Below are 20,559 nucleotides of genomic sequence, written 5' to 3' on the forward strand. Positions count from 1 at the left end.
TCTGCTCTTCCTCCAGCGCTCTCCTTCCCCTCCCCAAGAGAAGCTGTCAGGAGCTTCCCGCCAGCATCAGCACCACCAGGCACCTCACGGTCAGCAGAACCAGAGATCGCTCGCCCACATCGTCAGCCAGCGACTGGTAGCGCAGCGCCCACAGCAACGGTTCCCTACAAAGGCAGGACACGGCAATACACCTCCAGACCTGTTTCAAACAGTTCAAGCCGCCCGACGTAGCTATCCTGCGCTTCCAGCCCTCTCAGGGAAGGCCAGGCCACCGCTCTCTCGTGCAAGATCATCAGGGGCAGATAAGACGCCTCCTCTCCGTTCAGGTAGGCTCTGATCAGATAGAGACCGACCTGACTCAAAAGCAACAAACTCCACCGGCTCTCTGACAATACTCATCTTGAGGCGGCCAGGAGTACGATAGGCTGGATGGTCAAAGGCCAGTAGGCAAGAGGACGTGAACTATTGGGAGGGGCCATGACCGTGCTCTGCTGATAGATGGAGATCACCCCCAGGCCAGTGACAGCATCTTCTTCCCTGATGGCTCCCGCTACTTGCTCGACTTCCTGTATACCAGCCTCTCTCATCCTTTGCCCGACAAGTTGGGAGATTCCTGGCGAGGATCGCGCTGAGCGCAACAGGAGCGACTGAATCCAAATCGGCGGATGTGGCATGAAGCCCTTTCCTCTCTGGGCTGCCCCACTTGCAGACTAACAGAAGAGCAAAGCTCTTAAACTATATACTTTCTCCCTTACCACTTATCCTCTCCTAGTATAATAGAGCGTTAGCAGATCGTCAAGTTCACAGTTAAAATTCCAAGATAACTGCTTCCGTCCACAGAGCCAGACTTTCTTGACGAGGCGGAGCGCCCGCCGGAGGGAGAGAAGCGCGCCCCCAAGAGCAATCGTGTACAGAGCAAGACTGATCACTAATACCCAGAGTCCAATGAGTGCTACCGACATAGACACTGCCTTGCTTTCGGCTTCGGACACCTTTCTCAGAACACCTATTCGCTTATATGGACTCGTGACTCAGGAGACGCTTCAGTCTCCTGCTCCCGAACCAAGAAGCAAATGCAGCCATACTGGCGAGCAGACAAAGGGCAAGCGCCCCCACTAGCACGCTTGTACCTGGAGAGAGCATGTAGAGACCCACTTCCTGCTGCAGGGGCTTCGGTAATGTTGGAATGAAGAGCAGTGCAGTTATCAGGATTACGCAGAGCGACAAGAGCATGACTGGAATGGCCATCGGCAGAAGGATAGGGAAAAACAGTCGTTCTCCATCAGCCAGGCCAAATACAGCTACCATCAGCGAGAGGGCAACGTTAGCCGCCAGTCCCAGCCCTAGCATTAGCAGGCAGAGGCCGATCGCCAGAAGATTAGCACGCAACAGCCACCCGACGATCAGGGCGAGGCCAAGCCAGATGAGCAATGACGGCAGCAGGGCAGCCAACCATAAGGCTCCAAAAAGGCCACCGGCGCGGACAGGCACACTGCGCAGGAGCCAGCGCGGTTGCAGCAGTCGCTTAGCCAATCCTCTGGACAGCACGAGTAGCATTGGCTGGCTTCCCATCAGCAGGCTGGGCACCCCCACGAGAGGCCAGAGATCACGGTAGAGCTGAAGCCCCCCCGGCGATAGGAGGATGCCGGCCATGATTCCAACAGAGATGGCCAGATCGACCACGATGGTAGGCAGATCGGCCCAGCTCCACAAGCCTTCCCGCCAGCAGTAGCCAAGCAAGGCCGCCCAGGGAGGGGGCAGACCAGGCATGTGCCAGGCCAGTTCCCAAAGAGGATGCCTCTTTACCAGCGCTGCAGCCCGCCGGTTCCGCTTCTCGCGCTGCTCCTGCAAACCCTCCCAGATGCCTTGATAGAGATGGCCTCCCAACCAGCCATAGCCAGCACCCAGCACTATCAGCAGCAAGAGCGCTCCCAGCAAGACCAATTCATCAGCTCCCGTCAGCCGCCCGCTCAGGAGGCCCTCCTCCGCCCTCAGTAGCAGGGTCGCCGGCATCAGTATCCCAGCGCCCAGCCTCGCCAGCCAGCTTTCTCCCCCCCACAGGACGGCCCCCAGCGGCAGCCCAACGATCAACAGGGCCGGAAGGCAGAGCAGCACGGCAGCCGCGGCCACAGTACTTCTCGCCCGCCTGATCCCCAGACACCAGGTCAAGCACAGTAAGCCCGTGGGCGCCAAGAGCGAGCAGAGCAGGAGCAGATAGGCAGCAGTCAGCCAGAGCTGCCCGATGAGGCCGCCAGTGCCATGCGCCAGCCAGACTACTACCGATGGTAACAAGAGGAGCATGATAGTCGCTAGAAATAGCTCCCGGAGCAGGCGGTAGAGCGGACGTAACAGCAGCAATGAGCGGGGCAAAGGGACCAGCAGATACCAGATCAGCTCGTCGCCCTCCCAGAGCAGCCCCGGTGCTCGCAGGGTCTGGAAGACCAACAGCAGCCCAAAGGCCACTGTTATCCCCGCCGGCAACCATTTAGCCACGAGTGCGGGAACAAGCAGCGTAGCCGCCAGCAAAGAGAGACTGGGACCCAGCAGCGGCAGCAGGCCCAGCAAGAGAACACCGCGCCGCCACCAGGGCACTTCCTGCCAGCCTGCGCGCAGTAGCCACCACTCCAGACACAGCAGCGCCACCAGTTGATGGCGCCAGCGGCCTGGCCTCGGACTCACCAATGGCCTCGCTTTCCCCCGACGTTCTTCCCTCATTACCGTCCCTCTTCCCTCATCGTCTCAGCCGAGGAGGCCAATGCAAGCCTGGCAAAGATCTGTTCCAGTGTGCTCTCTCCGGCCCGCGCCCGTAGCTCGTCAAGGCTCCCATCAGCAACAATACGGCCTCGCCCCAGAATGATTGCCCGCCCGCAGAGACGCTCCGCGACATCCAGCAGATGCGTTGCGATAAGCAGCGCATGTCCCTGGGCGCTTAAAGTGGCCAGCTCGCGCTTCACCAGCATCACCCCAGAGGGATCGATTCCATTCAGCGGCTCATCAAGCAGTAATAGTGGCGGCTGGTGCAAGAGCGTCGCACAGAGCACCAGGCGGCGCTTCATTCCCTGCGAGTAGGCGCGAATGCGCCGCTGTGCTACCTCCTCCAGGCCAAAGCGCACCAGCAATTCGCTGGCGCGCTCGCGACAGGAGGCGCGAGAAAAGCCACGCAGACCTCCTACAAATTCTAGAAACTCCTGACCAGTCAGCCCCGGATAGAGCGTGGGCATTTCAGGCATATACCCAACCAGCGACTTCAGTTCATCTGCAGTCAGGCGCTGCCCACGCAGATAAATGCTCCCTTCACTCGGAGTGAGCAGGCCGGCCAGCATCTGTAAGGTCGTTGTCTTTCCCGCCCCATTTTCGCCAAGCAGGGCCACCAGCTCGCCAGGCCAGAGCTGGAAGCTGATATGATCCACAGCCTGTAAACATCCATAGGCTTTGCTGAGTCTTTCAACCTCTAAGAGCGGCAGGCCACGTTCGCTCTGTTCCATCCTGTGGCTCTCCTTGCGTCTAATGCCACCAAAATATGCTAAGTCCAAGGAGCACAAGGGCTGCGACGAGCATTCCCCAGCCCAACAAGAGGAAATGACTGGGAGGGCTGCTCCGGCCCCTACTCTTGTCAGATCGCTGTGCCTCACTTGCTAGCTGCCCTGCTTGCTCCAGATTGTGGCGGCGAACATATCCATAGCCCAGCGCCACTCCCCCAGTGACACCGAATAAACACGCCAGGACAAGGAGAGCAAAAGCTAACCAAAAGCTCGCTAGAAACGCCAGCGCTAAAACAGCGATGCTATCGAGGAGCGCAATCCCGAAGAGCAGCACAGCGAGAAACCGCTCAGCCTTACTCATAAAACTTTCCCTCTTTAATCCCCTCCATGATTCTCCAGAGCCCCACGGCGATAGAGTAAAGTTCAATGGCACTAACTGCTAAGAGGAAAGCCAGCGCGTCCTGTGTCGTTGGAGACTGGAGAACCAGGGAAACAGGCTGCGGAGCACTGTAGACACCGCTCAGAAGAATCAGGATAGCCAGCAAACTGTTACGCAGCAATGCCTCCCTATAAGATACAGGCCGCTCTCGAAGGCCAGAACAGCCACATGCAAGGACCTTGTGTCGCCGTGACACTGATCCGAGCGCTACGGAACAGCAGGTGTCATAAGGCCCTGTTCATATCATGGAGCTACCTGTAAAATCTGTTTGTTCCCCAGGAGAAATAAACGCGCCGCCAGCTCAATATGTCCATCATGGCTGACAAACGTAACCCTCTCCTGTCTGCTGCTGTCGACTAGCAAGGACAATGTCCAGACTATATTCTTGACCACTACGACTATATGAGACCGCTACATCCTGCGCCGATTCCACCGGCTGTATATAGCTGAGCAACAGGAGCGTCTCTCGTTTCCAGAGCTGCCCTGTCTGTCGGTCAAGATAATAGCCCCCTAGCAAGGGGTCAGAAAGCGTCAGACCTCTTTGCTTCAAAAACCTCTTCTTTTCGAGAATAGCAGCACAAGTCGGCTCGGACCAGCACAGGTCTTAGTCTTTTTCCTGGTCTTTTGCTTAACGATTTCGGCAGAGGAGATCAGTGAAGGCACTTCCTTGGGCTACCTTGACTAGCTCGTGTATCACAGCAAGATCCTTCGAGATAATCAAAACCACCTTCTTCATCAGAGGATTTATTTCTGAACGGCCATGCCAAGGGAGCGCGCAGCAAGGATGCAGGTAAGGACAACCATGCCTCAAAAGACGTAGAGGCAGTCGATTCGAACTGGTAGTAGGCCTGAACTAGTCTAGCTAGGCTAAAGGCGACTCACGTGCCTGATCCATACCGGCGCGCGGTGGCAGACTGTCGAGCTGGACGGGTCCCGCGTCACCCGAGGCCTGCTGTGCCCGGCTATTACCGCTGGCCTGCGTCTCTGTCGGGGGAGAAGCCGAAGCTATCTGCTCCGCTGGCAGCGCCGTCTCACGGAGCGCTGTCGTGCCAGCAGCACTATCTGAGGTACCAGAAGGAGAAGGAGAGGGGCCATTCAGCTGCAGACGTCCACCACGCTGGCGCTGGCGATAATCGATCCACACAATCAACACCACCATAATCAACACCACTAACAAGATGCTGATGAACTTAAAGAGATGCGCATTCTGCCTGTTGGCAATATCAAGAGACAGAATCGACAAGCCAGCGGCCAGCACCCCGAAGGAGAAGGTCACCCCATAGAAGAGATAACAGATCTGCTTCACCGTCAGACCAGCAGCCATCAAACGATGATGCAAATGGGTCTTATCGTAGTGCCAGGGGCGCTGCCCATGTCGAATACGATTAATCGCCACCACCGCCACATCGAGAATCGGCACACCGAGCAGCATCAGGGCCAGCGCCAGCTTCGCGCCGCCAATCGTCGACATCACCGCCAGCCCCAGCCCCAGAAACATTGCTCCTGTATCACCCATAAAGATGCGCGCTGGATTCCAGTTATGGGGCAGAAAGCCCAGCACAGCCCCCGTGAAGATCGCCGCCAACACCGCGATGCTCTCTTGATGAAAGACCCAGCTAATCAGAGCAGTAAAGAAACCAGTGATCCCCACAACGCCCGCCGCCAGCCCGTCGACCCCATCGATCAGATTGACCGTATTCATCATCCCGACCATCCAGAACCACGTAAAGCAGAGGGCCGGAATCGCCGCCAGCGTAATTGCGTTATCGTGCACTCCCAGATAAACCAGGCCAGGAGCAAACGGGTTATTGAACGAAAAGAGAAAGATGCCGTGAAAACGTCCATCCCAGGGGGCCAGCAGAATCGCCGCCGCCACCGTCTGCGCCAGCAGCTTGATCAGAGGCTGCAAACCAATCAAATCATCGATTAAATGCACCACGACTAGTAGCAATGAAGCCAGTAAAAACAACCAATAGACAGTACTTTCAACATAGAGAGAAGTAGGAATATTATGTGCTGGTGTATAGAAAAGCAACGAAGCCACGACAAAAGAAAGAAAAATCGCCACGCCACCCAAACGAGGGACAGGAACCGTATGGACCCGGCGTTCAGAGGGGTAATCGAGCCAGCCCATGCGCAGACAGAGCGCCCGCACAGCAAAGGTCAGCAGATAGGTCAGCACAAACGCCGCAATCCCTCCGAGCAACGGCAACGCCAGCGGAGGAAGCCAGGAAGCCACAGGCAAGAGCGCCGCTACAATCAACTGTAAGTCACCGGCCTGGACCATCTACCGTCTCCTGTGAGGAGCTAAGCGCTGCTCCTCACTGTGTTCTTCATTAGCCTCTCCGTCGCTCTCTGGCTGGCAGTTCCCGCACTCCTCTTGCGGATGAGTTCAGCCAGGAGCGTTACGGTAGTCCGATTATACGGACTCCCTCAAAAGGAACGCAATGACTTCGCCGATTTATACTAGTCCAGAAGGGGGGAAGAGCAGGCCTCTCTCCCATTTTCTAGGACGCTCGCTGCGCTTTCGCTATAGTATAGCCCCTTAGCCGGCCTACAGACAGAAGCCATCTCACTCAAAAAGTCAGTATGAGGAGACGCTCATGCCCCGCATAATCCCGGCGGCAGGCCAGACCCAGAGAGGGCCAGAGCTGGCGCGCAAAGGACTCCAGCGCCTCACGCTGCTGATCACCGATCTCCAGAAAGACCACAGCCCGCTCTTTGAGGACAGGACGCTCACGGAGTTGCAGCAATAAGCGCTCTAGCAAGGCCAGCCCGCGAGGACCGGCAAAGAGAGCCTCGGGCGGCTCAAAGTCGCGCACATCGGGGGCAAGCTGCTCCCGCTCCTCCAGTCCGACATAGGGAAGATTGGCCGCTAACAGATCAACCGGCTCAGGCAGCGGTTGCACCAGATCGCCCTGTAGCAGACGCACACGCCCGCTGACTCCATAGCGCTCGCAGTTCAGCCGTGCCACTTCCAGCGCCGCCGCCGAGCTATCACAGGCATAGAGATAGGGTAAACGTGGCTCACTCACTGCCAGGGCCACGGCAATAGCCCCTGAGCCGGTGCCGATATCGGCTATGACTGGCACCTCTCGCCGCTCCAGACGGCTTCGGGCTTCGGTGAGCACCGCCTCTACCAGCAGCTCGGTTTCAGGCCGGGGGATCAGCACGCGCCGATCGACAAACAGATCGACGCCGAAAAATTCCTTGTGCCCCAGCAGATAGGCCACCGGTTCGCCACGCTGACGCCGCGCGAGCAGGGTCGTCAAATGCTGCAGCTCGCGGTCCGTCAGCTCTCGCTCAGGATGGGCATACAGGGCCGAGCGTTCCACCCCTAAGACATGGCCGAGCAGCACCTGTACATCTCGCCCAGCCTCCTGGGCGCTTTGACCCGCCATCTGGAGCATCTGCCTTCCCCATTTCAGAGCCTCCTTCACGGTCATCGTTATTCCTCCCCAGCGCTTCCTTGCTCTTGCTCACCCCGGCAGAATAGCCAACTAGCGACTCGGCCTGGCCCCATGCTCCCCTTATTCCTCATCGAGCGGGCGCCGCCCCTGGAAGCCTGCATCAAGCGGATGCCAATACTTAATGCGCTCTTCGCCCAGATGCCAGCAGAGATAGACCTCACGCCCGTCGCGCAGACTCAAGAAATCCACAAGGCCCATGTCCGGGTCCTTTAACTCACAGCCGAACTCGCTGAGTTCCGCCAGCGCCTCCTGCAGCCGTCGCAGATAGAGCGCCTGCGACCGCTGAATCTCCATCATCGTTTCGTTGACATTATGGCCGTTCCTCATGATACGCAGGCGGATAGCATGAGCGCGCTCCTCCCCTTCCCTGAGCCTGCGCCGCTGCTCCTGAATACGGCGCAAGATCGGCGAGATCACCGGTAGCAGGGCCTCGGCCTCCTCTCGGGAAAAATAATGAGGCATCCCAACCCTCCTTCTTTCCTTCCTTCCTTTGCTTCTGCTTTCACTCGCGCTGTCTGCAGCCCTTACGCAGCCGCTCCCATGACTAGCGACCAGCAGAGGGGGTGCCCTTCTTGCCCGCAGGCGTCGGCGTTGGCGTCACCAGCGGAGAAGCCGTCGGCTGAGGGGTGGTCGCTGGCCCAGCGAGCTGAATGCTCAGATCATCAAAGGTCTTGAAGACCATCACCTGACCACCGCTATCATAATAGTCGCCTTTGACCACGTCTCCCGGCTGCACTAGCGGCAGCTTTGGCGAAAGCGAGAGATTGGCAGTAAAAATGTACGGCTGGCCAGCAAGCTGCAGGTAAAAGACCGTGTTCGACCCTTCCTGTACCGAAGCAATGCGCAGTACCCTGGCCACCACGGTCTTGGTTGCGCCACTGGTTGGACGACTGGTCGCCGTCGCCTGTTGCGTCAGCCACTGCTGATAAGCTTGCAAGGCGCCGCTCAGTGTTGTATCGTACTGGACATTACTGCCGTTGAGGTTGCGCGCGTCTACGATACCCACCGCTTGAAAGATGCTGCCGCTGCTGACGTGCTGGACAAAGATCGCAACCCAGGTCGGTTCTCCATAGAGCTGATAGAGCTGCACACTATCGACATCGTAGCTGCGCACGTTGGCGCGCGCTGACTGAATAGTATTCTCGACATTGCTACCGATCCCAATCCCCGTCAGCGGATAGAAGGTACCGCGATTGGTGTGGGTATCAAAGAGAACAATGCCCGTGCTGGAATTATCATTCAGCGATGAGGAGGTCATCGGCACCAGCCACACCGGCTGATCAACGCTGTTATAGAGGAGCTGAGGCTCACTGGCCGGCACCTGCTGATTGGCGCCCGAAGGATTAAACCAGGGAGCGGCATGATAGAGGCCCCACCACTGCAAGTATTGCGTGACAGTCGCCGCCGGCATCACGCGATCCACCCAGCCCGGCACATCTTGAGGGCGATAACGCGTGATCTGGCCAGTGTGGGCATCCACTAGCAGGACCTCCGTCAGCACATCGCCTGTATAGCCGCGCGAAGGCTGCATTACGGAGATGGTCCAGTAGGGATGATAGTGATCATCCAACTCCAGCGTTGGATCGACCAGGCGCCCATAGGTGTAGCCGCTCAGGTAGACGTGCCGCAGCAAATCCTGATTGAGCAGGGCCCCAGGCAGATAGGCCAGGGTCTTATCGCCGCCAGTCATGAGCCGCGGTGTTGCCTGGGGATCTTCGGCATCGACCACTACGAAGCCGGGAGTACGCGGGTTAGAGAGGTTCACAAAGATGTTGTTGTAGCTGAGCGGCGCGACATAGTACAGATGGTGATTGATAGACTGCAGAGTATAGCTGCTAGGGTTCAGATTGTAAGTTGAACCGAGATTCTGCCCTGTGGCCCCCAGGACCTGCTGCCCCTCGTAGGCAGCGACGCCCTGGCTGACGAGCACAATATGATTAGGATCAGTCGGCGGCAGCGTCGGCGAGTTGGCCGCCTTGATCTGCGGAATGGAAGCCAGGGCCTTGGCATTGCTGTCAAACCACGTGGTGAAGACGACGATGAGTCCAGACACTACCAGCCCTACAACGCCTACAACCACCAATCCAAAGAGTCCAGCCGCTACCGCCCCACGAGAGATTGTCCGGCCCTCTTGCCCTCTGTCTTCTGGCTTGGCTTCCCCACGCCCCTGCGCCTGCCTGCCTCTCCCTTGGCCCACCACCACCTTCTCCTCCCGCGCGTTGAGAATCGGACGCAGCAGCGGCAAGAGATTCGCCAGGCTGCTGATGGCCAGCGGCCAGAGCACCCACTGCCAGCCTCCCAGCGGCCCAGTCAGGGCCGGCAACTCGAAATAGACTAGTAGAAAGCAAAAGACGACATTGAAGAGAAAATAGCCAGCCAGCCAGCGCAGAAAGCGACTGGCCACAAAAGGCTCCCGCCGCCCAAATCCCAGACGCCCCACTGTCAATATTGCCATGACAATCAGCGCCCCACCGACTGCCAGAAGTACTGTAATCATCGCGCGCTTTCTCCTGCCTCTGCCTCCGAGAGATTCTCTAATGATTCCCTTGGGATGCTGCTCATCCATGAAGCGAGGACCCTTCTGCCCTCGGCCCTCGTACTGCTCCGCTCCACACGCTGAGCCTCTATCTTGAGGCCAGCCAGCGCCGTCGCTGGCACCGCCGCCCCTTTATTGTAGTGCCTGGTCAGGCAAAGCACAACACCTGGCCCATCCGCAGTCTTCCCGATACCCTTGCTGGCCGATCGCTGGCAGCCAGGGAATTTTTCCCTGGGCGAGACTGTTGTTAGTGTTGTAACATAACCAGAGAACGACAAGAAAGTGCAAGCGATCGATCGGACAAGCTAGAGAGCCGGGACGCAGCGCGCCGCTCGGCTCTTTCGTGCGCTGTCCGTCTGACCTTTGCCCGCCATTGCTTACCTGGAATTACCAGGCATAAGGAGTCACACAGCATGAGTCTGTTCAGACGACAGGCCTCTGAAACAGCGACCAATTCCAATGTCAAAGAGGAAAAGGATCGGCTACCACCCGGTCAGTACCTGACCAAAAAATGGCCGGTGCTGAGCTACGAGCGCACGCCAAGCTTTCCACCTGATTGGCGGCTCAAGATCACTGGCGAGGTCGAACATCCTTTTGAACTGACGTGGGAAGAGTTTCTCGCGCTGCCACGGGTGACTATCACGACCGATATCCACTGCGTCACCACCTGGAGCCGTTTCGATAACACCTGGGAGGGCGTCCATATCCGCGAGATCCTCAAGCGCGCCCGCCCGCTGCCGAGCGCCAGATATGTCATGGCCCACTCCTGGACCGGCTACACCACCAATATGCCCCTCTCCAGCCTCGACGATGATGATGTGCTGATCGCCATCAAGCATGATGGCAAGGACCTGGAGCCGGACCACGGTGGCCCCGTGCGCCTGGTCGTGCCTAAGCTCTACTTTTACAAGAGCGCTAAGTGGCTCGACGGCCTGGAGTTCATGGCTGAGGACCGCCCCGGCTTCTGGGAGATGCGCGGCTACCATAATCGCGGCGATCCGTGGAAGGAAGAGCGCTACTGGTAGCAGCTTTCTCACCAGCAGGGAACAGAGCAGAGACCGCGCGCCGGTCGCCCCGTCCCGCCATTGCCAGAGCTTGACCTCAGCAAGGCTGGCCGGAGCACCGGCGCGGCGCGGCAGCTCAGATAGAGAGCTAGAAGCGGTTCCGGCGCAGCAAGTCAATCACGACCGCGATCAAACTATAGAGCGAGTCGCCAGCTCCGTAAAGACAGCGCTTTCTGGCCTTACCGCGGGGGTTCATCTTTCCTCCACTACCACTTTCTGGCGTGAGCCTTCCCTCAAATGCCAGTGGATGAGCCTCATCCGCTATATCGTCGCTCCAGTGCAGCTCAGGAAAGGTGCGCACCGCCACCTCAGCCGTATAGTCTCCACAGGCGATCAGCGTCGCCGGCGAGAGGACCCGAAAGCGCCATTCCTCCTCCACCCCCTCCAAGAGGAGGAGCTCATCCAGCTTTTTGACGCTCTCAAAGGAGCCATCCAGGTTGAGACCGAGCGCCTCACGCGCCGCCTCTCTGAGGACATTCATGTTGTGCACCGCGACGCTGCTATGCTCATCGTGAGGAAGGCGCGGATCACGCAGATCGGCCCGCCGCTCTAGCTCCTCCTGGAGCATGCGATAGTCCGGGTCCAGCTCCCAGCTGAGAGGGAAGCGCAGCACCCAGCCCAGGGCCTCTGGGCTGAATCCCTCTGCCTGCAGTACCTCCTCATGAGCCGCCGTTAAGGCCTCTTCCCCCTGGAGAGCGACGCGCACCATGATTCCCTTGGGCAAACCACGCTGATAGGGCAGCGCAGCCGTAACTACATACCACCGGGCCTCGTCGATCACCTGACTCAGCGCATTGGCAAAAGTCTCTCGATCGTCCTGCAGTGGTTCATAGTAAACGCGGTTCAGCACCCACTGCTCTGCCTCAGAAGAAATCAGCAAATGAGGGCCAAATGGCATGGAATCCTCCTTTAGACGAATTCACCGATCCATGCCAGGAGAGGAGAGGAGAATCTATCAACGATATGCGAGACCCCTCAAGTGCCTGGAGGAGATGTAAGACAAGATACTCTTGCGCGTAACAAGTATTATAGACGAAGTTTCCCAAAAAGACAAGAGCGCGGCAGCGAGCTGAGCTGATCCTCAACACCTGCGGCTGCCGCGCCAGCCCGGTGGAGCAGACCCGGAGAAGGCGAGCTACCAGAGTTTAGCGCTCAAGCGTGGTCTTACTATTGCGCTCGCCGTCGTAAGAGAGCAGAATACGCTTGCCATCGTAGACCGTCTCCAGGTGCACCGGGCGTCCCCAGAGCTGATAGACATATTGCAGCGTCTTTTCGGCATAGACCAGGTCGAGATCCTGGCCCTCATGCAGATGGCGCAGGTAGAGTTCGCGATTGCCGCGATAGTCGCCATCGTCAACCACAATGTAGGGGAAGCCGAAGTTCGTCATGCTGGCCACGATGCCATCGCGCACCTTCTCCCAGTTCTTTTCTACAATCACCCACTCATCGCCTTCCTTTTTATATAGGTAGAGATCCAGCTCCTCGACCAGCTCCTTTGTCAGATAGTTGCGCAAAAACGAGACATCGTTATCCAGCTCGCGCACCTCGAAGATCTTTTGACGTCCCATCCCAGGCTTGCGTCCAAGGCGTTCCTGTTCCTCTTTCGTCGGATTATCCCAACGGCGTTCAATGTCCTCGAAAATCTTGTAGCCCAGGTAGTAGGGATTGAGCGATGTGCGCGAAGGAGAGAGGACGCTCGCATGCATACGGGCAAACTCCACCGTTTCGGCATCGGAGATAATGCCGCGGTCGGCCATCTCACGCATGATGCGCGAGTGCCATATCGAGGCCCATCCCTCATTCATAACCTTGGTTTGCATCTGAGGCACAAAGTACAGGAACTCTTGACGCACAATCTCGATAATATCGCGCTGCCAGGGTTCCAGAATGGGCGAATGGCGGATCAAGAAGAGTAGGAGATCCTTCTGCGGCTTCTCGGGGAACTTCGGAGGACGACCGCGGCGGCGCTCGCGCTCCTCTTCGGCACGGCGCTCCTTCTCCTCGCGATCCAGCTCCCAAAGATCATCATATTCCGTCGAAGGCCGCGTACGCGCCTCTTCATGTCGCCGACGCTGCTCCTCCTCCTCATCAGCCTCCCCCTTCAAGAAGAGATGGTAGTCGACATGCTCCTGAATCGAGAGAACAGCATCAAGGAAGCGCTCCACCTCCAGCTTGCCATGATCGAACTCATACTTCGCGATGCGCTCCGCATTCAGACTGGCGCGCTCGATCATGCGGCGTGACGTGTGCTGGAAGTAGACATTATTCTTAAAGAAATCGGTATGCCCGAAGACATGCGCCGCCACAAAGGTATTTTGGAGCAGATCATTCATCTCCATCAGAAAGGCGTAGCTGGGGTTTGTATTGACTACCATCTCATAGATCTTACTCAGCCCCAGATCGTAGAGCATCTTCTGACGGTAGTAGGCCTTTCCGTGGGTCCAGTGGCTGAAGCGGCCCGGCAGGCTGTAGGAAGCGAATTCGTACATGATGGTTGCCGGGACCAGCTCAAAATGAGTCGGGAAGGGGTCCAGCCCGAACTCATGGGCAATCTCCCAGGCATAGCCGATGCGATCACGCAGGCGCTCCAGATCGCTATCCGCCATAGGCATCTCTCCCTTGCAGTTGCACTTATCTGCCAGCAGGCACAGCATCGCCGCGGCGCGCGAAGAACTTGCGCAGCGCCGGATAGACTTCCTTCTTATCGGAGATCGTTACCGCGACAAACTTCTTGTCCGTGATGCGGCTATAGGCCGACATCAACGTACTGGGGGAGCGATAATGACCCTCGCGGATCTCGCCGTAGCCGAAGATATTGCACAGCTCGATGAGCTGCTGCACCAACTGCACACAGCGATCGTTATCCCAGGGGAGATTGTCGCCATCCGAGAAGTGGAAGGGGTAGATGTTCCAGTCGTTCGGATTGAAGCGCTCCTTGATGATTTGCAGCGCCAGCTCATAGGCCGATGAAACCTGAGTTCCCCCACTCTCGCCCTTGTGGAAAAACTCCTCTTCTGTGACTTCCTTGGCCTCGGTATGGTGGCTGATAAAGACGATATGCACATTATTATATTTTGTTCGCAGAAAGCGCACCATCCAGAAGTAGAAGCTTCTGGCGATATACTTCTCGAACTCGCCCATCGAGCCGGAGACATCCATCATGGCAATCACGACGGCGTTCGACTCGTAGCGAATGGTTGGCTCCCAGACCTTGAAGCGCAGATCCTCATTCTTCAGGTCCTTAAAGCGCGGATCGCCCTTCGCGGCGTTGCGCTTCATATTCTCCAGAATCGTGCGCTTCTTATCGAGGTTAGTCAGCGGGCCATGCTTACGAATATCGGTAAAGCGGACCGCGTCGGTCTGCAGCTCCTGCTGACGCTTCTGCTCCAGGTTAGGCAGCTCCAGATCCTCAAAGATCAGCTCCGACAGCTCCTCCATGCTGATCTCCGCCTCATAGTAGTCGTAGCCGGGATCTTTGCCCGCCTCGCCCTTCTTGCCGCGGCCTGCGCGGGGCTCCTGCGCGATCACATCGCCGACGCGGCTTTTGCCATCGCCCTGGCCAGCATGGGTCTGGCGCCCTGGATCATAGCGAAAGCGATACTCCTCCAGCGAGCGGATCGGCACGCGCACTGTCTTCTTGCCATCGGAGAGAATAATGCTCTCCTCACTAACGATCTCCTGCAGATTCTTTTTAATGGCCTCGCGAATCTTCTCCTTGTGGCGCTCCTGGTCAATCTGCCCCTTGCGATGCAGCGACCAATCGTGCTGTGAGACGGACATAGCGCACACTCCTTCCTGGCTGGAAGCGGAAGCGAAAAGAGAACAGGGGATGAACCGTCAGCCATGCCGGCCGCCAGCTCCCGCCTCGCCCCGCCACTTATGCCACCCCACCACCCCAGCCCACGCTTTGGCCCCTCCCTGGTTCACCCGCCTCTGTTCGTGAGAGGCAAGCGCCAACCAGCGGGTCGCGGCGACGTGCTCGCTGCGGACCGGTCCGGTCCGGTGGAGCAACGACCACTGTCACCGCGGCTGGCGAGAGCCACGCCCGGGCCTGGACTGGTAAGCGCCTGATCTGCTTGATGCGGCTGGCCGGGCAGCCTGGGCAGCGAGCACGGCGGCTGCGGCTGGTTCACCCCCTGAATAGTCGATCCTTAACGGTTCAACAGGCTCCCAACGTAGCGCAAGATCTCATTGGCGCACACATGGCAGTAGCCATGCTCCGTCATCAGGCGATCGACTACCTCGTTGATCTTGCGCAACTGCTCCTTATCAGGCGTGCGCGTCGAGGTCGTGATCTTCACGACATCGCGCAGATCGGCAAAGAGTTTCTTCTCAATCGCCTCCTTCAAGCGCTCGTGGCTGGTATAGTCAAAGGTCAGCCCTTTGCGCGCCAGCGACGAGATGCGGATCAGAATCTCCTCGCGGAAGGCGCGCTTGGCGTTCTCCGTAATGCCGATCTGCTCCTCGATCGAGCGCATCAGCTGCTCATCGGGATCGATCTCCTCGTCGGTGATAGGATCGCGCAGCTTCGTCTTATTGCAGTAGGCTTCGACATTGTCGAGGTAGTTATTGAGCAGCGTGCGCGCCGCCTCCTCATAGGAATAGACGAAGGCGCGCTGTACCTCCTTTTTAGCCAGCTCGTCGTACTCCTTACGCGCCTCACTGATGAAGTTCAGGTAGCGTTCGCGCTCCTCGCGCGTAATGCTCGTATGCTGATCGAGGCCATCGCGCAGGGCGCGCAGGGCATCGATGGGATTGATGCAGGTCACATTTTGGCGCACCAGAGCATTCGAGAGGCGATTAATGACGTAGCGCGGTGAGATGCCGTCCATGCCCTCGCGCTGCGCCTCCTCTTGCAGCTCACGGACATCCTTCTGCTTGAAGTCCTCGATGTCCTCACCATCATAGAGGCGCAGTTTCTTCATCAGGCTCATGCCGGCCTTCTTCGAGGGTTCCAGGCGCGTCAGGACGGCAAAGATGCTGGCGATGCGCAGCGTATAGGGGGCAATGTGCACGTTGCGCAGGGCGCTTTGCTTGAGGAGCTTCTCATAGATCTTGATCTCATCGGAGACGCGCAGGTTGTAGGGTACTTTCACCAGAATGATGCGGTCCTGCAACGCCTCGGACTTCTTATTGCCGACGAAGGCCTGATACTCGTGCTCATTGGTATGGCTGATCACTACCTCGTCGGCATAGATCATGCTAAAGCGGCCTGTCTTGATGTTCTGCTCCTGGCTGAGCGTGAGCAGCACATACAGGAACTTCTCATCGACCTTGAGCATCTCGATGAATTCCATCAGGCCGCGGTTGGCGACATTCAATTCGCCGTCGAAACGATAGGCGCGCGGATCGCTCTCGACCCCGACCTCACCAATCGTTGAGAGGTCAATCCCACCGACTAGCTCGCTGATGTCCTGGCTCTTGGGGTCCGATGGTGTAAAGGTGCCGATGCCGATGCGATACTTCTCGCTGAAGGCGATGCGCTGGACGGGGACATCTTCGATGCGCCCGTGATACTCATTGTCGAGCATGTAACGGCAGCGCGGGCACAGATCGCCCTCGATGTAGAGGCCGAACTCCTTCTCGATGTCGGGGCGCAGCTCCTGGGGGATGAGATGCAAAGGCTCCTCATGCATCGGGCAACCTTTGATCGCGTAGACGGCGCCGGCCTCGGTGCGCGTGTAGGCTTCCAGGCCCCGCTTGAGCAACTGCACAATGGTCGACTTGCCGCCTCCGACCGGCCCCATCAGCAGCAGGATGCGCTTACGCACCTCCAGGCGCTGGGCTGCCGAATGGAAGTAGTCGACGATCTGCTGCAGCGCCTTCTCGATGCCGAAAATCTCCTGGCTGAAGAAGTTGTACCGCAGTTCGCCGTTGCGCGTAGTCTCGACCCCCGCCTCCATGATCATGTCGTAAATGCGCTCATGTGAGAGGCGGGCGACCTTCGGCCTCTTACACGCGATCTCAAAGTACTGGGCGAACGTCCCCTCCCACGCAAGTGCTCGCTCTCGGTCCCGATATTCCTCTAACCGCTTCACCAGGTCCATAGGTTACCCTTTCTTCTTCTGTCTGCTAGGCTGCCGGCTGGTTCTTTAGGCGGGACGCTTCGCCGCAGACCATCGCCGGCGGGACGGGAAGAACGCTTATTGACTGTTACTCCGGGTGTACGCCTTTGCCGAGGTTCCTTTCCTTCTATGCCTGCTATGACTACAATGACTGCTGCTCCTTCCGGCGCGAAAAACAGGTAAACTATGATATCAAAGGGCTGGTTTTCTGCTCGATCTGCATGCCAAGCTAGAGAACCAGCCCTTTCTACGTTGCAACATGCAATATGACTAGTTTTGTTGCTGCCTGCATCTTCTGCTCGCTCTCCTTCCGCATCTCCTCTCGCCTGCCTTCAATACCCTCTCGCGGCTTGCCAAGCTGCAGAGAAGATGGGCCGCAGAACACTTGGCCCTCGGGCCGCGTGGAGCAAGCGCTGCCTCTGCCGCTCCTTCTGCTCTCGCCTGCTCCTTGTTCTTGGACGCCTCCCGAGAGTCTCCCCTCCCCGGGGATGGCTTGCCTGGTCGAATGCCATATGCTGCTTGATTCCGACGCGTTTCAGAGTAAACAGTAACGGTAATCGTAGCATACAGTACAGACCGGTCCCTGTCAAGTGGCGACCGCCGCTTTTCCACATCCCCCATCTGGGTCATCTGCTCTTTGCCTTTTCTCAGAGTGGGCCTTTCTCTGATGCGCCTGGGCTGGGCCTTGGTTCTTTCTTTCTCTCGGAGAGGAAAGCGGTAAAGCCAGGCTGCTTTGCTCGCTGGTCGGCTGGTCCGGCCCCGCACTCCAGATGGGTTCAAGCGGAGCAGAGCGGTGCCGCTGATGGTGGGGGGACGAGGTGGAAGACGGCTGGCCTGGGAGCGTTGCGTCGTCCGTCGTCGCCTCAGCGGCCCGAGCAGAGAGATCGGCTGTGGTTAGGCCGGGGGCAGGCAATGAATATGAAGAGGAGCGGGTCGTCTGAGCCGGCAGATCAGCGACTAGGAGGTTTCGCGCTGAGACTGATGTGGGGCTTCAATGAGCGGAATAGTGGCGATGAGGTGGCAGCCACCAGCGGCAGGCCGGTGGAGAGATAGCTCTCCTCCTAGCTCCTGGATACGCTCACGCATGCCTATCAGGCCATAGTGACCGCGCCTCGGGCCTTGGCCTTCGCTGGCCTGAGCAGAGCTTGCCAGCGATGCCGCGCCGTCATTGTTGGTTGCCGCCTCCAGCCTGGCCAGCAGCTCTGGTGGCAAACCGACGCCGTTGTCGGCAATGGAGAGGAAGAGCCGACCAGCCTCGGTGCGTAGTTGTAGAGAGACATGCGTGGCCTGAGCATGCTTCTCGATGTTCGTGAGAGCCTCTTGCACGATTCTGAGCAGGGCCTCCTGCCGCTCACCAGGACCAGGCAGATGCTCCAATTCAGGCGCAAGGTCTAGCTCTAGCTCCCAGCCGCAACGCGCCGCGAGACGCTCGGCAAAGGTGGCGATCGCTTGCCGCAGCGAGCATTGTCCCAGCACAGGCGAGCGCAGATTTGCGATGGAGGCCCGCAGCTCGCTCATGGCCTCGCGCGTGACCTGCAGCGTCTCGGCAATCTCTTGCTCGCAGCGCTCTGGGTCGCGTCGGACAAGTCTCCGTATGACCTCTAGCTTGACGCTGACCAGAGTCAGGGCATGTCCCAAGGTATCATGCATTTCGCGGGCCAGGCGCGTGCGCTCGCGCAGGATCGCTAGCTCTTGTTCACGGGCCGCCGACAGCGCTAGGCGTTGATGCGCTTCCTCCAGGTCACTATGGGCCTGAGCCAGTTCCCGTAAGAGGCGGGCGTTACGCCGCTGTTCTCTGAAGAGATGGGCTATCGTAACAGCCGAGATGGTGGCGGAGCCAAAGGTAAGGATCAGTCCCCCCAGCGATCCGAGGTCCGGCAAGTTTAGCGGCCAATGCACTGTCCCGCTCAGTAACAGGAAAGTCAGGAGCGAGCAGAAGAGCGGCCAGATGAGAAAAGGCAGGTCAAAGGCGCCGAAGCAGAAGCCAAAGACAAGCCAGTAGTCCCAGACCAGGCCGCGATCGATGAAGGTCAGCCCCAGGCAGATGAGGTAGCAGATGGCCCAGAGAAGCAGGGCATAGGGACGGGGCGGGGGCCAGCGGTGCTCTCTCTGCAGCCAATAGTGACCGTAATAGAAAGCTTGCAAAAGCAGCAGGGCCAGCGATAAGGCGATGATCGTTATTGCACGCCAATCGTGAAAATATTCTGGAGAGGCACTAAGCGTTAGATAGTCTGCAATTGATAGAGCAAAGATATAAAAGAGACACCATTGCAAGCCAAACAGGCGCAAACGGTGCTTTAGTCGCTGCTCGCTTTCGCTGGCTGCAGCTTTATGCTCCGCGCTCTTGGTGCTAGTCATGGTCATCGACGGTCGACTGCTCTCATCGCGGGAGGCCGCTGAGGATCACACGGCCAGACTCTACTGATCGCTCCGCGGAGCCAGGGGCTGGCGGGCGGGGCGATGTTAGTTTGGCTTGCTGGGCACCCCCAGGCCAGGGCTACCCAGCAAGCGGCGGGATCGACCCGCGTTCTCTGTTCATGTTTCAGTCCCTGTCTACAGCGATCAGTATATCCTCCTGACAGGGAACGGCACCAGTGCCGAAAGCCCTAGCTTTCCTCTATGACTAAAGTCACGGCCTCGCCTACGGTGATGCCCAGAGTGGCCGCGGCGTTGCCATTGCGAATGGCCACCCCAACATAGCCAGCGCTGTCGCTGTAGACAAAGGGTTCGCCTTCGCCCGCCTCGCCAGCAAAGAAGGGCTGCCGCCGCTCAATGGTCAAATTGCGCCGCGGCACCAGCAGGCGCACATGCGGGGCCGTGAAGAGGTCTGGGACGAGCGTTAGAGGAATGCTCGTCACCAGGTTGCCAAAGTGGTCGATGTAGATGACACTGGCCTCGATACGCCCCTTCTCACGCCGCGGCTGACTGAGAGCGAGCCGCTGCAGTGAATGAGGATCAAGGGCGGTCCCGAACTCCGCCAGCGGCACCCCACGCGCCAGATGCGCAGCCGCTGGCGCGAAGATGTCTCGTCCGTGAAAGGTCGTGCTGACCACTGGCAGGCGATAGGCCGGATTCTCCAGGGCCACTACCTGGCGTAAGGGCTGCTCGGCAAGAACATAACTGAAGAGACCGTTGTCCGGTCCGACAAAGAACCAGTCGCCGGCTGCAAGCGCAATGGCTCGCCGCTGGCTCCCTACGCCGGGGTCGACCACGCAGAGAAAAATGCTGCCCGCTGGGAAATAGCGGTAGGCCGTTGACAGGAGCCAGGCCCCAGCGGCAACGTTTTGGGGCGCGATGTCATGGCTGATGTCGATCAGCTGCGCCTGCGGCACAATGCCAGCAATGACCCCTTTCATGATGCCAACAAAGCCATCGCGCAAGCCAAAATCGGTCATCAGGGCAATTACAGGCTGACGAACAGCGGTCCGCTCGCTCGTGCTGGCCGCTGGAAAGTGCTTCTCTCCGTTGCTGTGCGTCATGGTAATGTCCTTCTCTCTCTGCAA

At 58.4% G+C, this 20,559-nt stretch carries 16 protein-coding genes; 1 reads left to right on the forward strand and 15 read right to left on the reverse strand.

Annotated features, from left to right (window positions below):
• Positions 1-164: 164 nt before the first annotated feature.
• From AC6H1L_RS05045 to AC6H1L_RS05085, 9 genes are all read right to left on the reverse strand, one after another.
• A complete protein-coding gene (locus AC6H1L_RS05045) occupies positions 165-362 on the reverse strand; it encodes a hypothetical protein (RefSeq protein WP_497600445.1) in 198 nt (65 codons plus the stop codon).
• 33 nt (positions 363-395) lie between these two features.
• Entirely contained in the window at positions 396-674 is a 279-nt protein-coding gene (locus AC6H1L_RS05050) for a hypothetical protein (protein ID WP_497600446.1), read from the reverse strand.
• A 340-nt stretch (positions 675-1,014) separates the two neighbouring features.
• Positions 1,015-2,715: a hypothetical protein gene (locus AC6H1L_RS05055; RefSeq protein WP_497600447.1), complete on the reverse strand. Its 1,701-nt coding sequence runs from the start codon at positions 2,713-2,715 to the stop codon at positions 1,015-1,017.
• Positions 2,715-3,485 (reverse strand): ABC transporter ATP-binding protein, encoded by a 771-nt coding sequence (locus AC6H1L_RS05060; protein ID WP_497600448.1) that lies wholly within the window; start codon positions 3,483-3,485, stop codon positions 2,715-2,717. The genes AC6H1L_RS05055 and AC6H1L_RS05060 overlap by 1 nt, the downstream gene beginning before the upstream one ends.
• 749 nt (positions 3,486-4,234) lie before the next feature.
• On the reverse strand, positions 4,235-4,471 hold the full coding sequence (locus AC6H1L_RS05065; protein ID WP_497600449.1) for a hypothetical protein: 237 nt from the start codon (positions 4,469-4,471) through the stop codon (positions 4,235-4,237).
• A gap of 312 nt (positions 4,472-4,783) precedes the next feature.
• Positions 4,784-6,208, reverse strand: coding sequence for a glycosyltransferase family 4 protein (locus tag AC6H1L_RS05070; protein WP_497600450.1), 1,425 nt, complete (start codon positions 6,206-6,208; stop codon positions 4,784-4,786).
• A 289-nt stretch (positions 6,209-6,497) separates the two neighbouring features.
• The gene (prmC, locus tag AC6H1L_RS05075) at positions 6,498-7,367 is read right to left on the reverse strand and encodes a peptide chain release factor N(5)-glutamine methyltransferase (RefSeq protein ID WP_497600451.1); all 870 of its coding nucleotides are present in this window, start codon (positions 7,365-7,367) and stop codon (positions 6,498-6,500) included.
• 84 nt (positions 7,368-7,451) lie between these two features.
• The gene (locus tag AC6H1L_RS05080; RefSeq protein WP_497600452.1) at positions 7,452-7,853 is read right to left on the reverse strand and encodes a DUF2203 domain-containing protein; all 402 of its coding nucleotides are present in this window, start codon (positions 7,851-7,853) and stop codon (positions 7,452-7,454) included.
• Positions 7,854-7,935: 82 nt separating this feature from the next.
• Positions 7,936-9,888 (reverse strand): hypothetical protein, encoded by a 1,953-nt coding sequence (locus tag AC6H1L_RS05085; protein WP_497600453.1) that lies wholly within the window; start codon positions 9,886-9,888, stop codon positions 7,936-7,938.
• A gap of 452 nt (positions 9,889-10,340) precedes the next feature.
• On the opposite strand from AC6H1L_RS05085, the gene AC6H1L_RS05090 reads away from it, so the two are divergent.
• On the forward strand, positions 10,341-10,952 hold the full coding sequence (locus AC6H1L_RS05090; RefSeq protein WP_497600454.1) for a sulfite oxidase-like oxidoreductase: 612 nt from the start codon (positions 10,341-10,343) through the stop codon (positions 10,950-10,952).
• A gap of 127 nt (positions 10,953-11,079) precedes the next feature.
• Here the strand turns inward: AC6H1L_RS05090 and AC6H1L_RS05095 are convergent, their stop codons facing one another.
• From AC6H1L_RS05095 to AC6H1L_RS05120, 6 genes are all read right to left on the reverse strand, one after another.
• The gene (locus tag AC6H1L_RS05095; RefSeq protein WP_497600455.1) at positions 11,080-11,889 is read right to left on the reverse strand and encodes a hypothetical protein; all 810 of its coding nucleotides are present in this window, start codon (positions 11,887-11,889) and stop codon (positions 11,080-11,082) included.
• Positions 11,890-12,136: 247 nt separating this feature from the next.
• Positions 12,137-13,597, reverse strand: a complete 1,461-nt coding sequence (locus AC6H1L_RS05100; protein ID WP_497600456.1) for a SpoVR family protein — start codon at positions 13,595-13,597, stop codon at positions 12,137-12,139.
• Positions 13,598-13,622: 25 nt separating this feature from the next.
• Positions 13,623-14,771: a sporulation protein YhbH gene (gene yhbH / locus AC6H1L_RS05105; RefSeq protein ID WP_497600457.1), complete on the reverse strand. Its 1,149-nt coding sequence runs from the start codon at positions 14,769-14,771 to the stop codon at positions 13,623-13,625.
• Positions 14,772-15,142: 371 nt separating this feature from the next.
• Positions 15,143-17,038 carry a PrkA family serine protein kinase gene (locus AC6H1L_RS05110; RefSeq protein ID WP_497600458.1) on the reverse strand — a complete coding sequence of 632 codons (1,896 nt, stop codon included), beginning with the start codon at positions 17,036-17,038 and terminating at the stop codon, positions 15,143-15,145.
• Between the two features lie 975 nt (positions 17,039-18,013).
• Entirely contained in the window at positions 18,014-19,414 is a 1,401-nt protein-coding gene (locus tag AC6H1L_RS05115) for a sensor histidine kinase (RefSeq protein WP_497600459.1), read from the reverse strand.
• A gap of 248 nt (positions 19,415-19,662) precedes the next feature.
• Entirely contained in the window at positions 19,663-20,535 is an 873-nt protein-coding gene (locus AC6H1L_RS05120; protein WP_497600460.1) for an SAM hydrolase/SAM-dependent halogenase family protein, read from the reverse strand.
• Positions 20,536-20,559: the final 24 nt, after the last annotated feature.

This window comes from Thermogemmatispora argillosa (assembly GCF_059696725.1).